The 18,346-nt window shown below is 71.1% G+C and carries 16 protein-coding genes; 6 read left to right on the forward strand and 10 right to left on the reverse strand.

Features of this window, described 5'->3' with window-relative positions:
- Positions 1–548: 548 nt before the first annotated feature.
- The 6 genes from pdxS to pgsA form a co-directional block, all read right to left on the reverse strand.
- Positions 549–1,484: a pyridoxal 5'-phosphate synthase lyase subunit PdxS gene (gene pdxS, locus ACWEVS_RS13660; protein WP_449926327.1), complete on the reverse strand. Its 936-nt coding sequence runs from the start codon at positions 1,482–1,484 to the stop codon at positions 549–551.
- 66 nt (positions 1,485–1,550) lie between these two features.
- Positions 1,551–2,558, reverse strand: a complete 1,008-nt coding sequence (locus ACWEVS_RS13665) for a DUF3048 domain-containing protein (RefSeq protein WP_449926324.1) — start codon at positions 2,556–2,558, stop codon at positions 1,551–1,553.
- Between the two features lie 64 nt (positions 2,559–2,622).
- Positions 2,623–3,165 carry a hypothetical protein gene (locus ACWEVS_RS13670; protein ID WP_354912168.1) on the reverse strand — a complete coding sequence of 181 codons (543 nt, stop codon included), beginning with the start codon at positions 3,163–3,165 and terminating at the stop codon, positions 2,623–2,625.
- The gene (locus tag ACWEVS_RS13675; RefSeq protein WP_452416589.1) at positions 3,162–4,268 is read right to left on the reverse strand and encodes a glycosyltransferase family 4 protein; all 1,107 of its coding nucleotides are present in this window, start codon (positions 4,266–4,268) and stop codon (positions 3,162–3,164) included. The genes ACWEVS_RS13670 and ACWEVS_RS13675 overlap by 4 nt, the downstream gene beginning before the upstream one ends.
- Complete coding sequence (locus ACWEVS_RS13680) at positions 4,265–5,161, reverse strand: phosphatidylinositol mannoside acyltransferase (protein ID WP_449926317.1); 897 nt, start codon at positions 5,159–5,161, stop codon at positions 4,265–4,267. Before ACWEVS_RS13680 ends, ACWEVS_RS13675 begins: the two co-directional genes overlap by 4 nt.
- Entirely contained in the window at positions 5,158–5,781 is a 624-nt protein-coding gene (gene pgsA / locus ACWEVS_RS13685) for a phosphatidylinositol phosphate synthase (RefSeq protein WP_449926314.1), read from the reverse strand. The genes ACWEVS_RS13680 and pgsA overlap by 4 nt, the downstream gene beginning before the upstream one ends.
- A 176-nt stretch (positions 5,782–5,957) precedes the next feature.
- On the opposite strand from pgsA, the gene ACWEVS_RS13690 reads away from it, so the two are divergent.
- From ACWEVS_RS13690 to ACWEVS_RS13700, 3 genes are all read left to right on the forward strand, one after another.
- Entirely contained in the window at positions 5,958–8,096 is a 2,139-nt protein-coding gene (locus tag ACWEVS_RS13690) for an elongation factor G-like protein EF-G2 (RefSeq protein ID WP_449926311.1), read from the forward strand.
- A 111-nt stretch (positions 8,097–8,207) separates the two neighbouring features.
- Positions 8,208–9,761, forward strand: a complete 1,554-nt coding sequence (locus ACWEVS_RS13695; protein WP_449926309.1) for a glycoside hydrolase family 10 protein — start codon at positions 8,208–8,210, stop codon at positions 9,759–9,761.
- Positions 9,762–10,013: 252 nt separating this feature from the next.
- A complete protein-coding gene (locus ACWEVS_RS13700) occupies positions 10,014–12,080 on the forward strand; it encodes a hypothetical protein (protein ID WP_354912181.1) in 2,067 nt (688 codons plus the stop codon).
- Positions 12,081–12,131: 51 nt separating this feature from the next.
- Here the strand turns inward: ACWEVS_RS13700 and ACWEVS_RS13705 are convergent, their stop codons facing one another.
- Positions 12,132–12,686: an HIT family protein gene (locus tag ACWEVS_RS13705; protein WP_449926306.1), complete on the reverse strand. Its 555-nt coding sequence runs from the start codon at positions 12,684–12,686 to the stop codon at positions 12,132–12,134.
- A gap of 121 nt (positions 12,687–12,807) precedes the next feature.
- Between ACWEVS_RS13705 and ACWEVS_RS13710 the strand changes: the two genes are divergently transcribed.
- Positions 12,808–13,530 carry a PIG-L deacetylase family protein gene (locus tag ACWEVS_RS13710; protein WP_449926304.1) on the forward strand — a complete coding sequence of 241 codons (723 nt, stop codon included), beginning with the start codon at positions 12,808–12,810 and terminating at the stop codon, positions 13,528–13,530.
- 60 nt (positions 13,531–13,590) lie between these two features.
- Here ACWEVS_RS13710 and ACWEVS_RS13715 read toward each other — a convergent pair whose 3' ends face one another.
- From ACWEVS_RS13715 to ACWEVS_RS13725, 3 genes are all read right to left on the reverse strand, one after another.
- A complete protein-coding gene (locus tag ACWEVS_RS13715) occupies positions 13,591–13,980 on the reverse strand; it encodes a peptidase inhibitor family I36 protein (protein WP_452551678.1) in 390 nt (129 codons plus the stop codon).
- A gap of 91 nt (positions 13,981–14,071) precedes the next feature.
- On the reverse strand, positions 14,072–16,042 hold the full coding sequence (thrS, locus tag ACWEVS_RS13720) for a threonine--tRNA ligase (protein WP_452551680.1): 1,971 nt from the start codon (positions 16,040–16,042) through the stop codon (positions 14,072–14,074).
- Between the two features lie 43 nt (positions 16,043–16,085).
- Positions 16,086–16,682 (reverse strand): glycoside hydrolase family 25 protein, encoded by a 597-nt coding sequence (locus ACWEVS_RS13725; RefSeq protein ID WP_449926300.1) that lies wholly within the window; start codon positions 16,680–16,682, stop codon positions 16,086–16,088.
- Positions 16,683–16,949: 267 nt separating this feature from the next.
- Here ACWEVS_RS13725 and ACWEVS_RS13730 point away from each other — a divergent pair, with 267 nt between their 5' ends.
- Together ACWEVS_RS13730 and ACWEVS_RS13735 are read left to right on the forward strand one after the other, a co-directional pair.
- Positions 16,950–17,702, forward strand: a complete 753-nt coding sequence (locus tag ACWEVS_RS13730; RefSeq protein WP_452551682.1) for a CoA transferase subunit A — start codon at positions 16,950–16,952, stop codon at positions 17,700–17,702.
- On the forward strand, positions 17,702–18,337 hold the full coding sequence (locus ACWEVS_RS13735; RefSeq protein WP_449926296.1) for a CoA transferase subunit B: 636 nt from the start codon (positions 17,702–17,704) through the stop codon (positions 18,335–18,337). Before ACWEVS_RS13730 ends, ACWEVS_RS13735 begins: the two co-directional genes overlap by 1 nt.
- The last annotated feature ends 9 nt before the right edge of the window (positions 18,338–18,346 follow it).

Below are 18,346 nucleotides of genomic sequence, written 5' to 3' on the forward strand. Positions count from 1 at the left end.
TTCTGACCCCACCCGCATTGGGGCGCCCGCGCTACTCCCGGTGCTCCGCGGGCTAGCCTACGAGGGCTGGGCCATGGCAGGCGTGGTCAACTGGCTGGCAGAGGGCGGAGGCAGAGGCAGTGCGCGGAGGCAGAGAGCGGAGGCAGAGGCAGTGCGCGGAGGCAGAGAGCCGGGGGCCGGGAGCTTGGAGCGGGGGTCTGCGAGGCGCATGACCAGCCACCAGCCAGTACGCGGAAAGGGCCGGCCGTCACCTGGAGCGGGGCGTGGAGGGCCCTGGACGGGCACCGAGGATCCGGGGTGCCGGGCGGCCGGGTCGCGCGAGAAGCGGCACGAAGAGCCGCACCACGAACAGGAAGAGGGCGCGGCGCGCAGAGTGCGCGACGCGAACCCGCCGAGGGGGGCGGCACGAAGTAGGCGCGACGGGAAGAGGGGGCGGGGCAAGGAGAGGGCGGCGCGACGTAGGCGCGACGTGAAAAGTGCGCGGCGAGGAGGCGGCACGAAAAAGCGGCACCCCCGAGGGGATGCCGCTCAGTCGCGGGAGGGCGGGCCTACCAGCCGCGCTCGGCCAGGCGGTGCGGCTGCGGGATCTCGTCGACGTTGATGCCGACCATCGCCTCGCCGAGGCCGCGCGACACCTTGGCGACGACGTCGGGGTCGTCGTGGAAGGTGGTGGCCTTGACGATCGCCGCCGCCCGCTTGGCGGGGTCGCCCGACTTGAAGATGCCGGAGCCGACGAACACGCCCTCGGCGCCCAGCTGCATCATCATCGCGGCGTCGGCGGGCGTGGCGATGCCGCCGGCGGTGAACAGCACCACGGGCAGCTTGCCGGTCTTGGCCACCTCGACGACCAGGTCGTACGGCGCCTGCAGCTCCTTGGCCGCCACGTACAGCTCGTCCTCGGGCAGCGAGGTGAGGCGCTTGATCTCGCCCCTGATGGTGCGCATGTGGGTGACGGCGTTGGAGACGTCGCCCGTGCCCGCCTCGCCCTTGGAGCGGATCATGGCGGCGCCCTCGGTGATGCGGCGCAGCGCCTCGCCCAGGTTCGTCGCGCCGCACACGAACGGCACGGTGAACTGGTACTTGTCGATGTGGTTGGCGTAGTCGGCGGGGGTCAGCACCTCCGACTCGTCGATGTAGTCGACGCCCAGCGACTGCAGGATCTGCGCCTCGACGAAGTGGCCGATGCGGGCCTTGGCCATGACGGGGATGGAGACGGCGTTGATGATGCCGTCGATCATGTCGGGGTCGCTCATCCTGGAGACGCCGCCCTGCGCGCGGATGTCGGCGGGCACGCGCTCCAGAGCCATGACGGCGACCGCCCCGGCGTCCTCGGCGATCTTCGCCTGCTCGGGGGTGACGACGTCCATGATGACGCCGCCCTTGAGCATCTCGGCCATGCCGCGCTTGACGCGCGCGGTTCCGGTGACGGGGCTGGTAGACACGGTCTTCCTCACAACGGCAGGTCGGTAAGTTCTCAAGCCCATCGTAGGTCCTTAACACCCCACGACCGGACACACCACCATGTCAGGGTCGAGGCGGGATTTTGTACGTTAAGGAATGACGGGCTTGCGGCTGGCGAGAGCGATCCACACCTGGCCAGGCGCGAAGTTCATCGGCTCACCGCTCTCAGTGGTGAACGTCGTCCCCTCTTCCTCCGATTCCCGCGACCACTTGGCCTTGTAGGCCTTGCCGTCGCGGAGCACGATGGCCGATCCCTTGCCGACGGAGTGGACCAGCGGGGTGTAGCTCTGGTTCTTGTCGTGGAACTGCGAGCGCTCGGTCTTGGTGTACTGCACGACGATCGTGGGGGCGCCGAGCTGGCCGCCCTCGGCCGCCATGTCCTTCTTGCCGTCCTGCCAGACGAGCCACTGCTTCTTGGCCTCCGACCAGGCGAAAGTGAAGCGGGCGGCGGGCCATCTGACCGTCCACGACTTCTTCGGCACGCCGCCCTCGGCGGGGGCCTCGCCGAAGGTGAAGCCGATGTCCTTGGCCTGGCTCGCCTTGGGCGCCTTGGCCAGCAGCTGCTTGGTGTTGGCGAACAGGTTGTAGGGGGCGAAGCGGCCCGGCTGGCGGAAGAACGCGCCGGGGTTGCGGGTGTCGCCGACGTCGAACAGCGACGCCTCCGCCATGAACGGCAGCATCTTGGACTGGACGCCGGAGTAGGCGAAGGCCGGCTTGCCGAACTGCGGCGTGATGTGCAGGTCGGAGATGCGGGCGCTGCGGACCGGGCCGACCTTGGGCGGCAGCTTGGAGGAGAAGACCGCCATCAGCCGGGTGAGGCCGGCCTCGACCTGCTCGACGTAGACGATGTCCGCGCTCTTCAGCCCCATCTGGGGCTTGCCCGCCGCGGTGTTCTCGATCTTCACCGCCAGGACCGGTTCGAGCTCCTCGTACGGCAGGCCCGTGAAGGGGTGCTTGCTCACCTCGGGCGTCGGCGTGGCGGAGACGGGGGCCGCCTGCGGAGCCTTCGACGGCGAGGCCGCTCCGCCCCCGCTCGAGCAGGCCGCGACAGGAGCGAGCACCGCCAGCGTCACCGCGATCGTTCGGGCTACCCGCACCTGCTCAACTCCTCCGCTCGGCCACGAAAACGGAAGGAAGCTTACCGGGCTCCCCTAAAACGGGTCATTCGGTTGCCATGGTCTCGGGCGGATTGTCATCGATCTCAAAGAATTCGGGATACTCGGTGCGTCCGGCCAGGCGCAGGCTGCGGGCGAGCCAGCGGCGCTGGGCGGTGCGGGTGACGGCGACCGCGTTGTTGTAGAAGCGGCGGGCGTAGACGACCTTGGCGACGGCGGCGTCGAGCTCCTCCAGCAGCGACAGGCCGCCCGGCGACTCGCTGATGCGTTCCCTGAACCTGTCCTGGTCGACGGCCGCGCGCAGCGCCCTGGACAGGTCGCTCTCGGCGTGCTCGCGCTCCTCCGGGCCGGCCGTACGGGCCTCGTGGGCGGCCGCGGCCAGGACCAGGGAGGTGGCGGGGTCGAGCAGGCGGGATCCGGCCAGTTCGAGCACGACGGCGGCGCGCCGGACCAGCGCGACGTCGAGCGCCTCGCGGGCCAGTTCCAGCCTGATGTGCAGCCGGTCGAGACGCCCGGCCCGCCAGGAGACGTAGACGGCGGTGAGCACCATGAGGATGCCCACGAGCAGGACGATGATCGTGGTGCTCATGCGACGGTGTCTTCCTCCACTCGTCCCGCCGCGGCCGTGACGGTCTCGTAGACGCGCACGACGTCGCGGGCGACCGTGGACCAGTCGTACTTGCGCACGGCGAGCAGCGCCTCGTCGGCCAGCTTGGCCCTGCGCTCGGGGTCGTCGAGGAGGGCGCGCGCCTCGCGGGCCAGGGCGGCCGCGTCGCCGTTGGGGAACAGCGCGCCGGCCTGCCCGTCGCCCAGCACCCGGCGGAAGGCCGGGATGTCGCTGGCCAGCACGGTGGCTCCGGCCGACATGGCCTCGGCCAGCACGATGCCGAAGCTCTCGCCGCCGGTGTTGGGCGCGACGAAGACGTCGACGGAGTGGTAGGCGCGGATCTTGTCCTGCTCGCTGACCATGCCGAGCAGCGTGACGCGGTCGCGGATCGACTTGGGGATCTTCACCTCGCCGGGGCCCGCGACGAGCAGCCTCGCGTCGGGCACCTGCTCCAGCGCCTCGAGCAGGACGGGCAGGCCCTTGCGCGGCTCGTCCATCCTGCCGAGGAAGCCGAGCGTGCGCCCGTCGGGGCCCCAGCCGGGCAGCGGCTCGGCCTGGGTGTAGCGGCTGACGGTCACGCCGTTGGGGATCAGCACGCTGTCGCCGCCGAACTGCTCGACCAGGCTCTTGCGGGCGGCGTCGGAGACGGCGATGCGGCCGCTGAGCTTCTCCAGCGCGCTGCGCAGCATCGGCTCGGCGATCGCGATGGCCCGCGAGCGGTTGAAGGAGGCGTGGAAGGTGGCCACGATCGGCCCCTTGGCCGCCCAGCAGGCCAGCACGCCCAGGCTGGGCACCAGCGGCTCGTGGATGTGGAGCACGTCGAAGTCGTTCTCGCGGATCCAGCGCCGCACCCTGGCCGCCGACAGGAAGCCGAACGACATCCGCGCCACCGAGCCGTTGTACGGCACCGGCACCGCCCTGCCGGTACCGGTCACGTACGGCGGCAACTCGGCGTCCTCCTCGGCCGGGGCGATCACCGAGACCTGGTGCCCCTGGGCCGTCAGCGCCTGCGCCAGGTCGTCGATGTGCTGTTTGACACCGCCCGGCACGTCCCAGGAGTAAGGGCAGACGATGCCGACGTTCACTTCAGGTCCTCCAGCCACAGGCGCTGCAGCATGTGCCAGTCTTCGGGGTGTTCGGCGATGCCCTTCTCGAACACCGTCACCAGGCTCTGCGCCACGGCGGCCGTGCGCTCCTGGAGGGTGCCGGAGTCGGGCACCTCGACCTCCTCGTGGATGCGCAGACCCCAGTCGGGGCCCTCGAACCACATGGTCGCCGGCAGCAGCGCGGCGCCCGTCTTGACGGCCAGCAGCGCGGGGCCCACCGGCACCTTGGTGGTGGCGCCGAAGAACTCCACCTCGACGCCGCCCTTGGTCAGGTCGCGCTCGGCGGGCAGGCAGACGATGCCGCCCTTGCGCACCCGCTGCGCGAGGACGCCGAAGGTGTGCCCGTCGCCGCCGGTCAGCGGCAGCACCTCCATCCCGAGGCCCTCGCGGAAGGCGACGTAGCGGCGGAACAGCGACTCGGGCTTGAGCCGCTCGGCCACCGTGGTGAAGGGGTGCCCGCAGCCGACCAGCCATGCGCCCGACTGGTCCCAGTTGCCCATGTGCGGCAGCGCGAGCACCACGCCGCGCCCCTCGGCCACGGTGTTCCAGATGTGCTCGTCGCCGGTGACGTGGGTGCGCCGCACGACCTCGTCGACGGGCATCTTCGGCAGCCTGAAGACCTCGTGGAAGTAGCGCAGGTAGGAACGCATGCCCGCGCGGCTGAGCGCCCGCAGTTCGGGGCTGTCCTCGGCCAGCCCGGTCACCCTGGCCAGGTTGTGCTCGAGGCGGCGCACGCTCTTGCCCCGCCGGCGCCAGGCCCGGTCGGCCACGAGGGTGAAGGCGGCCGCGGTCAGCCGTTCCGGCAGGTACGGCAGCAGCGTCCAGCCCGCCGCGAAGCCCGCGGCGACCGCACGGTCCTGGAGGGAGGTCATCGGGCTCCAATCTGGCGACGGACGTGGACGATCCGCTGGACGACGGTGACGGCGCTGGCGGCCGCCAGCAGCCACATGCCGAAGGCCAGGATGTACGGCACGCCGAGGCCGGACAGGCCCGCGGACACGAGCCCCACGACCAGCCGCTCGGGCCGCTCGGCCAGGCCCACGTCGCAGCCGACTCCCAGCCCCTCTGCCCTGGCCTTGACGTAGGACACCAGCGCGCCGGCGACCAGGCAGAACAGCGTGACCCCCGCCATGAGCAGGTCGCGCTGGAGGAAGAAGTGGATGATCAGGCCGGAGAAGACGGCCGCGTCGGCCACCCGGTCGAGCGTGGAGTCGAGGAAGGCGCCCCACGTGCTGCCGCCGCCCCCGCCCATCCGCGCCACGACGCCGTCGAGCAGGTCGAACAGCACGAACACGGTGATCGCCAGCGAGCCCCACCACAGCTGGCCCATGGGGTAGAGGACCAGGGCGCACACCACGGTGCCGGTGGTGCCGATCGCGGTGACGGCGTTCGGGCCTATCCCGCGGCGGACGAGTGCCCTGCCCAGCGGGGTGAGTATCCGGGTCATGGCCGGGCGCAGGAGTTTGAGCATCGCGCTCCGATCGTAGGCCATGCAGGCCGCCACCACTTCTTTGCCTCGCCCCCCTTGTGATATTCGCCACACGGGTATTTGGTGAACTAACCGCGTCCTTTGCGGTAATTCCGCTGGGCGGCGGCACTGAATCGAACGACGATTTGGGCGGCGCGCGCCGTACCCTGCGGGCTCCGTCCCACGGAAGCGGAGGCGATGTGGCTGACAAGCACCACGGCGCGGCCATGGGAGCCGCGGGCAGGGCACCAGCGGCCGAGAGGGCGGACGCGATACGCAACGTCGTCCTGGTCGGCCATTCGGGAGCGGGCAAGACCACCCTGGTCGAGCAGTTGCTCGCGGCCACGGGCACCATCCCGCGGATGGGCCGCGTGGAGGACGGCAGCACGGTCAGCGACTTCGACGAGGTCGAGGTGCGCCAGCAGCGCTCGGTGAACCTGTCCGTCGCGCCGATCGTCCACAACGGGATCAAGATCAATCTTCTGGACACGCCGGGCTACGCCGACTTCGTGGGCGACCTGCGGGCCGGGCTGCGCGCCGCGGACGCCGCGCTGTTCGTGGTCGCGGCGACCGACGGCATCGACGGGCTGACGCAGATGCTGTGGGAGGAGTGCGCGCAGGTCGGCATGCCCAGGGCCGTGGTGATCACCAAGATCGACCACCACCGCGCCGACTTCGACCAGGTCCTGGGCGAGTGTCAGGAGATCTTCGGTGACGGGGTCGCGCCGCTTTACCTGCCCGTGGTGACCAACGGGAAGGTGGCGGGGCTGATCGGGCTGCTGTCGCAGAAGTTCTACAACTACGCCACCGGCGAGCGGGCCGAGAAGGAGCCGGGCGCGGAGTACGAGGCACGGATCGAGGAGTACCGCGGCAGCCTGATCGAGGGGATCATCCAGGAGAGCGAGGACGAGTCGCTCATGGAGAGGTACCTGTCGGGCGAGGCCATCGACTCCAAGGTGCTCATCGACGACCTGGAGAAGGCGGTCGCCCGCGGCACGTTCTATCCCGTGCTCGCCAGCGGCGCCGGCATCGGCGCGCAGGAACTGCTCGAGGTGATCACCCAGGGCTTCCCCTCGCCGCTCGAGCACCCGCTTCCCGAGATCACCACCCCGGACGGCAAGCCCGTCCAGGTCAGGGCGTGCGACCCGGACGGGCCGCTGGTGGCCGAGGTGGTCAAGACGACCAGCGACCCCTACGTGGGACGCATCAGCCTGGTGCGCGTCTTCTCGGGGACGCTGCGCCCCGACATGACCGTGCACGTCTCCGGGCACGGCCTGGCCGACAGAGGGCATGAGGACCACGACGTCGACGAGCGCATCGGCACGCTGACGGGCCCCCTGGGCAAGCAGCAGCGCACCATCGCCAAGGGCATGGCGGGCGACATCGTCGCGGTGGCCAAGCTGTCGCGGGCCGAGACCGGCGACACGCTGTCGGAACCGGAGCGGCCGCTGCTCATGACGGCGTGGAGCATGCCCGACCCGCTGCTGCCGGTGGCGATCAGGGCCAGGTCGAAGGCCGACGAGGACAAGCTGTCGCAGGGCCTGGCCCGGCTGGTGGCCGAGGACCCGACGTTGCGGCTGGAGAACAACGCCGAGACCCGGCAGCTGGTGCTGTGGTGCATGGGCGAGGCGCACGCCGACGTCCTGCTCGACCGGCTCGCCAAGCGCCACGGCGTCGAGGTCGAACGGGTCGACCTGCGGGTGCCGCTGCGCGAGACGTTCGGCGGCAGGTGCCAGGCCATGGGCCGCAACGTCAAGCAGACCGGCGGCCACGGCCAGTACGCGATCTGCCACCTCGAGGTCGAGCCCCTGCCCTCCGGCGGGGGTTTCGAGTTCGTGGACAAGATCGTCGGCGGCGTGGTCCCCCGCCAGTTCATCCCGTCGGTGGAGAAGGGCGTGCGCACGCAGATGGAGCGGGGGGTGCTGGCCGGGTACCCGATGGTGGATCTGCGGGTCACGCTCTACGACGGCAAAGCGCACTCGGTCGACTCCTCCGACATGGCCTTCCAGATCGCCGGCTCGCTGGCGCTGAAGGAGGCCGCCGCCAAGGTGCCGACGCTGCTGCTCGAACCGGTCGACGAGATCGCGGTGCTGGTGGCCGACGAGCACGTCGGCTCGGTGATGTCCGACCTGTCCTCGCGGCGTGGCCGGGTGCTGGGCACCGAGCCCGTGGGCACGGGGCGGACGCTGGTGAAGGCCGAGGTGCCGCAACTGGAGATCACCCGCTACGCGATCGACCTGCGGTCCATGTCGCACGGGACGGGCACCTTCCAGCGCACGTTCCTGCGCTACGAGCCCCTGCCCTCGCATCTGACCGAGAAGGTGACGGCTCAGGACTGACGCCCCTCGACGGGGGGAGGGTAACGCCCTCCCCCTGAGTCACACTAGGATCACAAATCCATTGCGATTTTTGGTCGAAGCACCCCGGTGGCGATGTCACACTGGGGGACTATGCGTACCGGACGACCTCTTCTCGCCGCCGCCGCTGTCGCGATCGCCGCCACCGCCGCCGCCTACTCCTTCGGCGGACCAGGAGCCGAGGCCGCTGCTCCCCAGACGAAGGCCAAGCCCGCCACCAAGGCGGTCAAGAAGTGCGTCGCCGACGTCAGATACCCCAAGCGCCAGCTGCGCGGCGTCTGGATCGCCACGGTCAAGAACATCGACTGGCCCTCCGCGACCGGCCTCAGCCCCGCCCGGCAGCAGGCCGAGTACGTCAAGATCCTCGACAACGCGGTCAAGCGCAACCTCAACGCGGTGTTCGTGCAGGTGCGGCCCGCCTCCGACGCGCTGTACCAGTCGCCGCACGAGCCGTGGTCGCAGTACCTCACCGGCACGCCGGGCAAGAACCCCGGCTGGGACCCGCTGCCGTTCCTGACCGCCGAGGCGCACAAGCGCGGCCTGGAGTTCCACGCGTGGTTCAACCCGTACCGCGCCGCCTACGACGCCAACCTGGGCCGGCTGCCCGCCGCCCACCCCGCCCGGCAGCACCCCGACTGGCTGGTGAAGTACGGCGAGCAGTACTACTACAACCCGGGCCTGCCCCAGGTCCGCGAGCACGTCGTCAAGGTCGTCACCGACGTGGTCAAGCGCTACGACGTCGACGGCGTCCACTTCGACGACTACTTCTACCCCTACCCGGGCGCGGCCCCCATGTTCAACGACACCGCCGCGTTCCGGAAGTACGGCAAGGGCGCCAAGCTCGCCGACTGGCGCCGCGACAACGTCAACACGCTCGTCGCCCAGGTGCACAAGGCCGTCCACGACACCAAGAAGGACGTGAAGTTCGGCATCAGCCCGTTCGGCATCTGGCGCAACAAGGCGCAGGACCCGACGGGCTCGGCCACCTCCGGCATGTCCGCCTACGACTCGATCTACGCCGACGCCAGGGCGTGGATCAAGTCCGGCACCGTCGACTACGTCATGCCGCAGCTCTACTGGCCGCGCGGGTTCAAGGCGGCCGACTACAACGTGCTGGCCGCCTGGTGGGCCAACGAGGTCAAGGGCACCGACGTGCGCCTGTACATCGGCCAGGGCCTCTACCGGGTCGGCGCGCGAGACGTCGCGACCTGGACCAAGCCGGGTGAGATGCCCGCGCACCTGGCGTTCAACCGCAAGTACCCCGAGATCGACGGCGACGTCTACTTCAGCGCCAAGAACGTCCTGGCCAACCCGCTGAAGGCCATGGACCGCCTGTCCAAGGAGCACTACGCCCGTCCGGCCCTGCTGCCGGCGCCCAAGGGCGGTGACGCGCCGGCCAAGCCGTCGGGGCTGAAGGCGTCGGGTGCGGCGCTGACCTGGAGCCCGGTGGAGGGCGCCCGTTCCTACGCCGTCTACCGGGTGCCCGCCTCGGGGCAGAGCTGCCAGTCGACCGACTCGCGCAACCTGGTCGCCATCGTCACCGGCACCTCCTACACGGCCCAGAAGCCCGGCACCTACCAGGTCACGGCCCTGGACCCGCTGACCCGTGAGAGCAAGCCCGCCGAGGCGGCGGTCTCCCCGGCCTGATCCGTCCCCGGATCCGCCGGTACGGCCGGCAGGCCGCGCCACGCGCCCGCGTGGCGCGGGAACCCCGCCACGAGAGGCTCCCCGGACGCGCGGGCTGGCCCCGCGCGGCCCGGCGCCCGAGCCGTGCGCGGGGGCGACACCCCGGTGCGCGTGCGCGCCCGCATAGGGTGGCGGTGTGCCGAGCTCGTCACCTGACAGCGACGAGCCGGTGTAGCGTGCCCTCCGACGAAGTCGAGTCTCGGGAGGTCGTGCGTGAGGCGGACCCTGCTGATGCTGGCCGTGCTGGTCAGCCAGATGCTGCTGGGGTGGGCCCCCGCGCACGCGTCGGACCGCGCGCAGGCTCCGGACGGCGAGCGGGTCGCCCTCATCGGCGTGTCCGGCCTGCACTGGAACGACCTGTCCCAGGCCGACACGCCCAACCTGTGGGAGCTGGCCCGCGGCAGCGCCATCGGCTCGATGTCGGTGCGCACGGTCGGCAACATCACCTGCCCCTACGACGGCTGGCTGACGGTGTCGGCGGGCATCCGCTCGGCCTCCGGCTACCGGTGCGGACCGCCGCCCATGCCCGAGCAGCAGGGCAGCGGCGCGGTCATCCCCGACTACGACTACCTGCACGAGGTGGCCGGGCAGCGCTACGCGGGACTGCTGGGCGACACGCTGGCCAAGGCGGGCCGGTGCGCGATCGCCGTCGGTCCCGGCGCGGCCCTGGGGCTGGCCGACGGCAAGGGCGCCGTGGCCACCTACTACGCCTCTCCCCTCGCGGTGAAGGCGGCCGATCTGGAGCGCTGCCGCCTGGTCGCCATGGACGTCGACGACCTCATCAGGCCCTACATCTCCGACGACGGCAAGCTGCCGACCGTCCCGGACAAGCTGTCGGCCCAGGAGCGGCGCGCGGCGCTGCGCCTGGCCGACGCCAAGGCGGGCGCGCTGCTGGCCGTCCTGCCCCAGGACACCACGATCCTGCTGGTGGGGATGTCCGACCACGGCTCCGTGCCGCACCTGCGGGTCGCCGCCCTCCGGCAGCCGGGCGCGCAGGGGCACGCGCTCGGCGCGGCCTCGACCCGGCGCGAGGACATCTCGATCCTGCCCGACCTGACCACCACCGTGCTGACCAGGCTGGGCGTCCCCGTGCCCGACAGCGTCGTCGGCCAGGTCATGCGGGTCAACGGGCCGGGCGCCACGTTCGAGCGGATGGCCGAGTCCGACCAGACGGCCCAGACGATGCGCTCGGTGAAGGGCTACTACTTCATCGCCCTCGCGGTGCTGCAGGTGCTGTTCTACGCGGTGGCGTTCGTGCTGCTGCGCCGCCGTAAGGGCCTGTCCTGGGTACGGCTGGCGGCGGTGACGCTGGCGGCGATCCCCATCACCTCGATCCTGGTCAACCTGCTGCCGTGGTCGACCCATCTGGAGCTGTTCGGCGGCATGCTGGCCTGGCTGGTGGTGATCACGGTCGCGGCCTTCGCCGGGCCGTGGCGGCGCAGCCCGCTCGGCCCGCTGGCGGTGGTCGCGGGCGTCACGGCGGTCACCCTGGCCGGGGACCTGCTGACCGGCACCACCCTGCAGCTCAACAGCTTCATGGGCTTCAGCGCCGAGCAGGGCGCCCGCTACTACGGCCTGGGCAACATCCCGTTCGCGCTGCTGGCCACCGGCACGTTGCTGACCTCCACGGTGATCGCGCACCGGCTGTCACGGCCGTGGGGGGCGGCGGTGGTGGCGGTCCTCGGCACGTTCGCGATGGTGCTGGGCGGCTCGGGCATGGGCAGCGACTTCGGCGGGGTGATCGCGTTCGTGCCCGGCATCGCGGTGACCGCGCTGCTGATCCTCGGCAAGCGGATCTCGCTGTGGAAGCTGGGCGCGTTCTGCGTGGCGGGCGGCGTGACCGTGATGGGTTTCGCGGTGGCCAACTACCTGCGCCCGGCGGCCGAGCAGTCGCATCTGGGCAGGTTCGTCGGGCAGGTGATCAGCGGCGAGGCGCTCGACGTGATCGTCCGCAAGCTGATGGCGATGCTCGGCACGCTGCTCAGCCCCACCCTGATGCCGGTGGTGATCGCCGCGGTCGCCTTCCTCGTCTACGCGATCATGCGGCCGGACCAGGCCACCGCGGGCGTGCTCCCGGCGGCCTTCGACTACTCCCCCGCGCTCAAGGCCGGGCTGATCGGCACGCTCATCAGCGGCGTGGTCGGCACCCTGGTCAACGACTCGGGCGCGGCGGTGCTGTCCATGGCGCTGGCGCTGGCGATCCCGCTGGTGCTGTCCGCGGGCATCGCGGCGCTGCCGGGGGCGGCGGCCGCCGAGGAGCGCCCGCTCGCCAAGGTTTAGGCGGCCACGCGCTCCCCGGGCACCGCCAGGGGAGCGCGTGGCCATCCCGGCTCAGGCGGGGGCGTGCCAGGCGTCGGCGAGCATCGTGCGGGTGTCGCGCAGCAGTTGCGGCAGCACCTTGGTCCTGGCGACCACGGGCATGAAGTTGGTGTCGCCGCCCCACCGGGGCACGACGTGCTGGTGCAGGTGGGCGGCGATGCCCGCGCCCGCGACGTGGCCGAGGTTCATGCCGACGTTGAAACCCTGGGCGCCGCCGGCCCGGCGCAACGCGCGCAGCGCCCGCCTGGTGAAGTCGCCCAGCTCGGTCATCTCCTCGTCCTTCAGCTCGTCGTAGTCGGAGACGTGCCGGTAGGGGCAGACCATCAGGTGGCCGGAGTTGTAGGGGTAGAGGTTGAGCACCGCGAACACCGTCTCGCCCCTGGCGACGACCAGGCCGTCCTCGTCGCTCATCTTGGGGATCTCGCAGAACGGGCAGCCGTCGCCCGCCCCCTCGCCGCTCGGCTTGTTCTCCCCCTTGATGTAGGCCATCCGGTGCGGTGTCCACAGCCGCTGGAAGTTGTCCGGCGACCCCGCCCCAGCCTGCTCCATCGGTTCGCTCTCCTGCATGTTCTGCAGCATATGACCATGGCGGGCAGGGTCGGCGGGGAGCACCGTCCTCCTGCGGTGCGGAGAACCTGGTCGGGATCGTTACGCTTGCCGTACCCCGAGAACAATCATGGAGGAGCCGATGGCCGAGCAGCTGGCACCCATGCCCCAGGACTGGCGACGCGCGCTGGCGATCGTCGCGCATCCCGACGACCTGGAGTACGGCTGCGCCTCGGCCGTCGCCTCGTGGACCGCCGAGGGGCGGGAGGTGGCCTACCTGCTCGTGACGCGTGGCGAGGCGGGCATCGACACCGTCGACCCGGCCAAGGCGGGTCCGCTGCGCGAGCGGGAGCAGCGCGCGTCGGCGGCCGTCGTCGGGGTGGACCAGGTGGAGTTCCTCGACCACCCGGACGGTGTCATCGAGTACGGCCTGCCGCTGCGCCGCGACCTGGCCGCCGCCATCCGCAGGCACCGGCCCGAGCTGCTGATCACCCTGAACTTCGGCGACACGTGGGGCGGGAGGTACTGGAACACCCCCGACCACCGGGCGGTGGGCAGGGCGGTGCTCGACGCCGCGGGCGACGCCGGCAACCGGTGGATCTTCCCTGACGCCGGCCCCGAGCCGTGGGACGGCGTGCGCTGGGTGGCCGTGGCGGGCGCCGACGAGCCCACCCACGCGGTGGACGTCACCGACACGCTGGAGGTGGGCGTGCGCTCGCTGCTGGAGCACCGCGCCTACATCGAGGCCCTGACCGACGAGAACCCCGAGGCGTACTGCAGGGCCTTCCTGGAAGGCGTCGCCCGCCAGGCCGCCGAGCGGTTCGGCGGCCGGCCCGCCGTCACCTTCCAGCTGTTCGCCCGCTGAGCGGTCGCCGGCACGGGACCGCCCCTGCCGCGGGTGGCGGCAGGGGCGGTCGTGGACGCGTCAGTCGCACGGGATGTAGACGAGCGCGGTCGCGTTGTCCTCGTCGTCCTCGAGGTTGACCCGGTCACTGTCGTCGACGGAGACGATCTCCTCGGCGAGTGTGTTCGGTGCGCCGTTGGGCTGGAAGACCGAGAAGAGCGTCACGGTCGAGCCGGTCCTGTTCCTGACCGAGCTGGCCCTGCCGAGATAGCCGGTGCCCAGGCCGTGGACACCGCACTCGCTCTCCTGCCAGAACAGCGTCGCCCCGTTGGCCTTGTCGTACAGGCAGGCGTTGCCGTTCGAGCACTTCCACTTGGGTGCCGCCGTGCTCGACGCCTGCGCGGCGCCGGTCACCGCCGTGAGGACGGCGAGGCCGAGCCCGCCCGCCACCAGGATGCGCGTGAGTCGCATGGATGTTCCCTCCCCAGGAATCGCTTCCCGAGGAGGGTCTCCCGGCGCGGGCGGCCGTGCATGAGTAGACCCCTACTCAGACCTGGACCGCTCAGACCTGGACGCGGCGCTCCACGGCGTTGACGATCTCGGCGACGGCCTCGTCGATCGGGACGCCGTTCTTCTGCTCGCCGTTGCGGTAGCGGAAGGACACCGCGCCGTTGGCGATGTCGTCGTCGCCGGCCAGCAGCATGAAGGGCACCCTCGCCTTCTGCGCGTTGCGGATCTTCTTCTGCATGCGGTCGTCGGCGGTGTCGACCTCCACCCTGATCCCCCGCTCGCGCAGCCTCTTGGCGACGTCGAGCAGGTAGGGGGCGTGGGCGTCGGCGATCGGGATGCCGACCACCTGCACCGGGGCCAGCCAGGGCGGGAAGGCGCCGGCGTAGTGCTCGACCAGCACGCCGAAGAAGCGCTCGATAGAGCCGAACAGCGCCCGGTGGATCATGACGGGCCGCTGGCGGCTGCCGTCGGCCGCCTGGTACTCCAGCTGGAAGCGCTCGGGCAGGTTGAAGTCGAGCTGGATGGTCGACATCTGCCACGAGCGGCCGATCGCGTCGCGGGCCTGCACGGAGATCTTCGGGCCGTAGAAGGCGGCGCCGCCGGGGTCGAGCACCAGCTCGAGCTTCTCGCCCTCGGCGACCTCGCGCAGCGTGCGGGTCGCCTCCTCCCAGACCTCGTCGGAGCCGACGAACTTGTCCGGGTCCTTGGTCGACAGCTCGAGGTAGAAGTCCTCGAGGCCGTAGTCGCGCAGCAGGCTCAGCGTGAAGCGCAGCGCCGAGGCCAGCTCGTCCTTCATCTGCTCGCGGGTGCAGTAGATGTGGGCGTCGTCCTGGGTGAGGCCGCGCACCCTGGTCAGGCCGTGGACCACGCCCGACTTCTCGTAGCGGTAGACGGTGCCGAACTCGAACAACCGCAGCGGCAGCTCGCGGTAGGACCTGCCGCGCGCCCCGAAGATCAGGTTGTGCATGGGGCAGTTCATCGGCTTGAGGTAGTAGTCGGCGCCCTCGACCTCCATGGGCGGGAACATGCCGTCGCGGTACCAGTCGAGGTGACCGGAGACCTCGTACAGGTGGCCCTTGGTGATGTGCGGGGAGTTGACGAAGGAGTAGCCCGCCTCCTCGTGCCTGCGCCTGGAGTAGGTCTCCATCTCCCTGCGGATGATGCCGCCCTTGGGGTGGAAAACCGGCAGGCCCGAGCCGAGCTCTTCGGGGAAGGAGAACAGGTCGAGCTCGGCGCCCAGCTTGCGGTGGTCGCGCTTCTCGGCCTCCTCCAGCAGGTGGAGGTACTCCTCCTGCTTCTCGCGGCTCTCCCACGCGGTGCCGTAGATGCGCTGCAGCTGCGGGTTCTTCTCGCTGCCCCGCCAGTAGGCGCCGCCCGAGCGCATCAGCTTGAAGGCCGGGATGACCCTGGTCGAGGGCAGGTGGGGACCCCTGCACAGGTCCTTCCAGCACAGCTCGCCGGTCTTCGGGTCGAGGTTGTCGTAGATGCTCAGCTGGCCCTCGCCGACCTCGACGCCGGCGCCGTCCTCGGCGGCCGCGGCGCCGCCCTTGAGCCCGATCAGCTCCAGCTTGTACGGCTCGGCCGCCAGCTCGGCGCGCGCGGCGTCGTCGGACACCTCGCGCCGCGCGAACAGCTGCCCCTGCTTGACGATCTCGCGCATCCGCTTCTCGATGCGCTTGAGGTCGTCGGGGTGGAAGGCCTGCTCGACGTCGAAGTCGTAGTAGAAGCCGTTCTCGACCGGCGGGCCGATGCCCAGCCTGGCCTCGGGGAACAGCTCCTGCACCGCCTGCGCCATGACGTGGGCGGTGGAGTGGCGCAGGATGGCGCGGCCGTCGTCGCTGCCGATCTGGACCGGCTCGATCACGTCGCCGTCACGGACGGGTGCGGCCAGGTCGCGCAGCTCGCCGCCGACGCGGGCGGCGATGACGGTGCGGCCGTCGGCCTCGAGCGCCTCGCCGTACGTCGTGCCGGCCGCGACCACACGCTCGGCTCCGGCGAGGGTGATATGCAGCTCGGCTGACACGGTGACTCCTTGAATAGCACGGTTTCGACGGTGAACACCGATGCTATCGCGGGTGATACCCCAGCCTGGTCAGGTCCTGGCGGCTGCCGTGGAAGACGTCGCGGTCCACGGGGACGTTGGCGTACTGGTGGATGGCCCACTCACGCCACGGCCGGGGCACGACGGGCTCCCCCATCGCCTTCCCGGGCGCGGCGATCCAGAGGGGATGGTCGCCCAGGCCGGCGCAGTTGCCCTCGTCGGCGAACCACTGGAAGGTGTGGATGAGGGGCCGCAGGCCCACCTGCTTGTCGATCTGCCGGCACCAGCGCCGGGCGAACCTGGCCACCCGCTCGGGCGGCAGCCCGTCGGCCGACTCCAGGTCGAGCGCCAGCAGGTCGCCCTCGTGCAGCCCGCCGGCCCGCTCGACGGTGCGCAGGAAGTGGCCGGCCTGCTCGACCGGGTCGTCCTGGGGCCTGGCCACGTGGTAGGCGCCGCACACCAGCCGGTGCTCGCGCATGAGCCGCCAGTTGCGGTCGAACGACGTGTCGAGCCCGGTGGCGCCCTCGCTCGCCCTGGCGAAGGCGAAGGCGACGCCGCTGCCGGCGTGAGCGGCCCAGTCGACCGTTTCCTGCCAGTCGGACACGTCTATGCCGTGCAGCACGCGCTTCACCCTGCCGGAGTCTACGAAGGCGGGCCGGGGCCGGCTTCCCACCGCGCCGCCTGCAGGTCATTGAACAGTTCCAGCCCCATGGGGGCAACCGCTTCGGCCGAACGGGCCCGCACGGTCCGTCACGCCCGGCCGGGTTTCGCTCACCGCGCGTGACCGTTCCATGTGAACGGACGCCAACCGGCGAAGCCGGGGAGTTCCGCTTCCGCTCTGCGGAAGGACACTGTGGTGTTGTCGGTGCCGGCTGGAACGGTGAGCGCTATGAGTGTCGGGAAGGTGGTCGGGTCGGCGGCCGAGGCGGTCGCCGGCATCGGTGACGGCGCGTCGCTGGCCGTGGGCGGGTTCGGGCTGTGCGGCGTGCCGGCGGTGCTGATCGCGGCGCTGCACGATCAGGGCGCGAGCGGGCTGCACGTGGTGTCGAACAACTGCGGCCTCGACGGGCGCGGGCTCGGGGTGCTGCTGGCGGCGGGCCGGATCGCGCGGGCGACGGGCTCCTACATCGGCGAGAACAGGGAGCTGGCCAGGCGCTATCTGGGCGGCGAGATCGAGGTGGAGCTGGTGCCGCAGGGCACGCTGGCCGAGCGGCTCAGGGCGGGCGGCAGCGGGATCCCCGCCTTCTACACGCCCGCGGGGGTCGGCACGCTGGTGGCCGAGGGCGGGCTGCCGTGGCGCTACGCCGCCGACGGGAGCGTGGCCGTGGCCTCGCCGGCCAAGGAGGTGCGGGAGTTCGGCGGCGTGCCGTACGTGCTGGAGGAGTCGATCAGGACGGATTTCGCGCTGGTCAGGGCGGCGAAGGGGGACGCCCACGGCAATCTGGTCTTCGACAAGAGCGCGCGCAACTTCAACCCGCTGGCGGCAATGGCGGGCCGGGTGACGATCGCGGAGGTGGAGGAGCTGTGCGAGCTCGACCCCGACGAGGTGCACCTGCCGGGGGTGTTCGTGCAGAAGGTGGTCGTGCTGACGCCCGAGCAGGCGGCGGTCAAGCACGTGGAGAAGAGGACGGTGCGCGGCTGATGGCCTGGTCAAGGGAGCAGATCGCGGCCAGAGCGGCGGCCGAGCTCACCGACGGCACCTACGTCAACCTCGGCATCGGGCTGCCGACGATGATCCCCGCCTTCATCCCGCCCGGCGTGGACGTCGTGGTCCACTCGGAGAACGGCGTGCTGGGCGTGGGGCCCTATCCGCTCGAGGACGAGGTCGACCCCGACCTGATCAACGCCGGCAAGGAGACGGTCACCGTGCTGCCGGGGGCGGCGTTCTTCGACTCCGCCCTGTCGTTCGGGATGATCCGCGGCGGTCACATCGACGTGGCGGTGCTCGGCGCCATGCAGGTGTCGGCCCGGGGCGACCTGGCCAACTGGTCGGTGCCGGGCAAGATGATCAAGGGGATGGGCGGCGCGATGGACCTGGTCCACGGCGCGCGCAGGGTGATCGTGGTCATGGAGCACCTGACCCGCGACGGCGTCCCGAAGATCGTCAAGGAGTGCTCGCTGCCGCTCACGGGGGCGGCGTGCGTCGACCGGATCATCACCGACCTGGCCGTGCTCGACGTGACGCCCGAGGGGCTCAGGCTGGTCGAGACCGCGCCGGGGGTGAGCGTCGAGCAGGTGCGGGCGGCCACCGAGCCCGAGGTTGTGACGGAGCGTTAATATCCGGTC

It is taken from the genome of Nonomuraea sp. NPDC003754 (genome assembly GCF_053605785.1).

Bases quoted from the DNA above. Each gene is read 5' to 3' on its own strand.
- ACWEVS_RS13705 (WP_449926306.1), bottom strand. From the start codon at position 12,686: ATGCAGGAGAGCGAACCGATGGAGCAGGCTGGGGCGGGGTCGCCGGAC.
- ACWEVS_RS13710 (WP_449926304.1), top strand. From the start codon at position 12,808: ATGGCCGAGCAGCTGGCACCCATGCCCCAGGACTGGCGACGCGCGCTG.
- pgsA (WP_449926314.1), bottom strand. From the start codon at position 5,781: ATGGCCTACGATCGGAGCGCGATGCTCAAACTCCTGCGCCCGGCCATG.
- ACWEVS_RS13670 (WP_354912168.1), bottom strand. From the start codon at position 3,165: ATGAGCACCACGATCATCGTCCTGCTCGTGGGCATCCTCATGGTGCTC.
- pdxS (WP_449926327.1), bottom strand. From the start codon at position 1,484: ATGGGCTTGAGAACTTACCGACCTGCCGTTGTGAGGAAGACCGTGTCT.
- ACWEVS_RS13730 (WP_452551682.1), top strand. From the start codon at position 16,950: ATGAGTGTCGGGAAGGTGGTCGGGTCGGCGGCCGAGGCGGTCGCCGGC.
- ACWEVS_RS13735 (WP_449926296.1), top strand. From the start codon at position 17,702: ATGGCCTGGTCAAGGGAGCAGATCGCGGCCAGAGCGGCGGCCGAGCTC.
- ACWEVS_RS13715 (WP_452551678.1), bottom strand. From the start codon at position 13,980: ATGCGACTCACGCGCATCCTGGTGGCGGGCGGGCTCGGCCTCGCCGTC.
- ACWEVS_RS13695 (WP_449926309.1), top strand. From the start codon at position 8,208: ATGCGTACCGGACGACCTCTTCTCGCCGCCGCCGCTGTCGCGATCGCC.
- ACWEVS_RS13680 (WP_449926317.1), bottom strand. From the start codon at position 5,161: ATGACCTCCCTCCAGGACCGTGCGGTCGCCGCGGGCTTCGCGGCGGGC.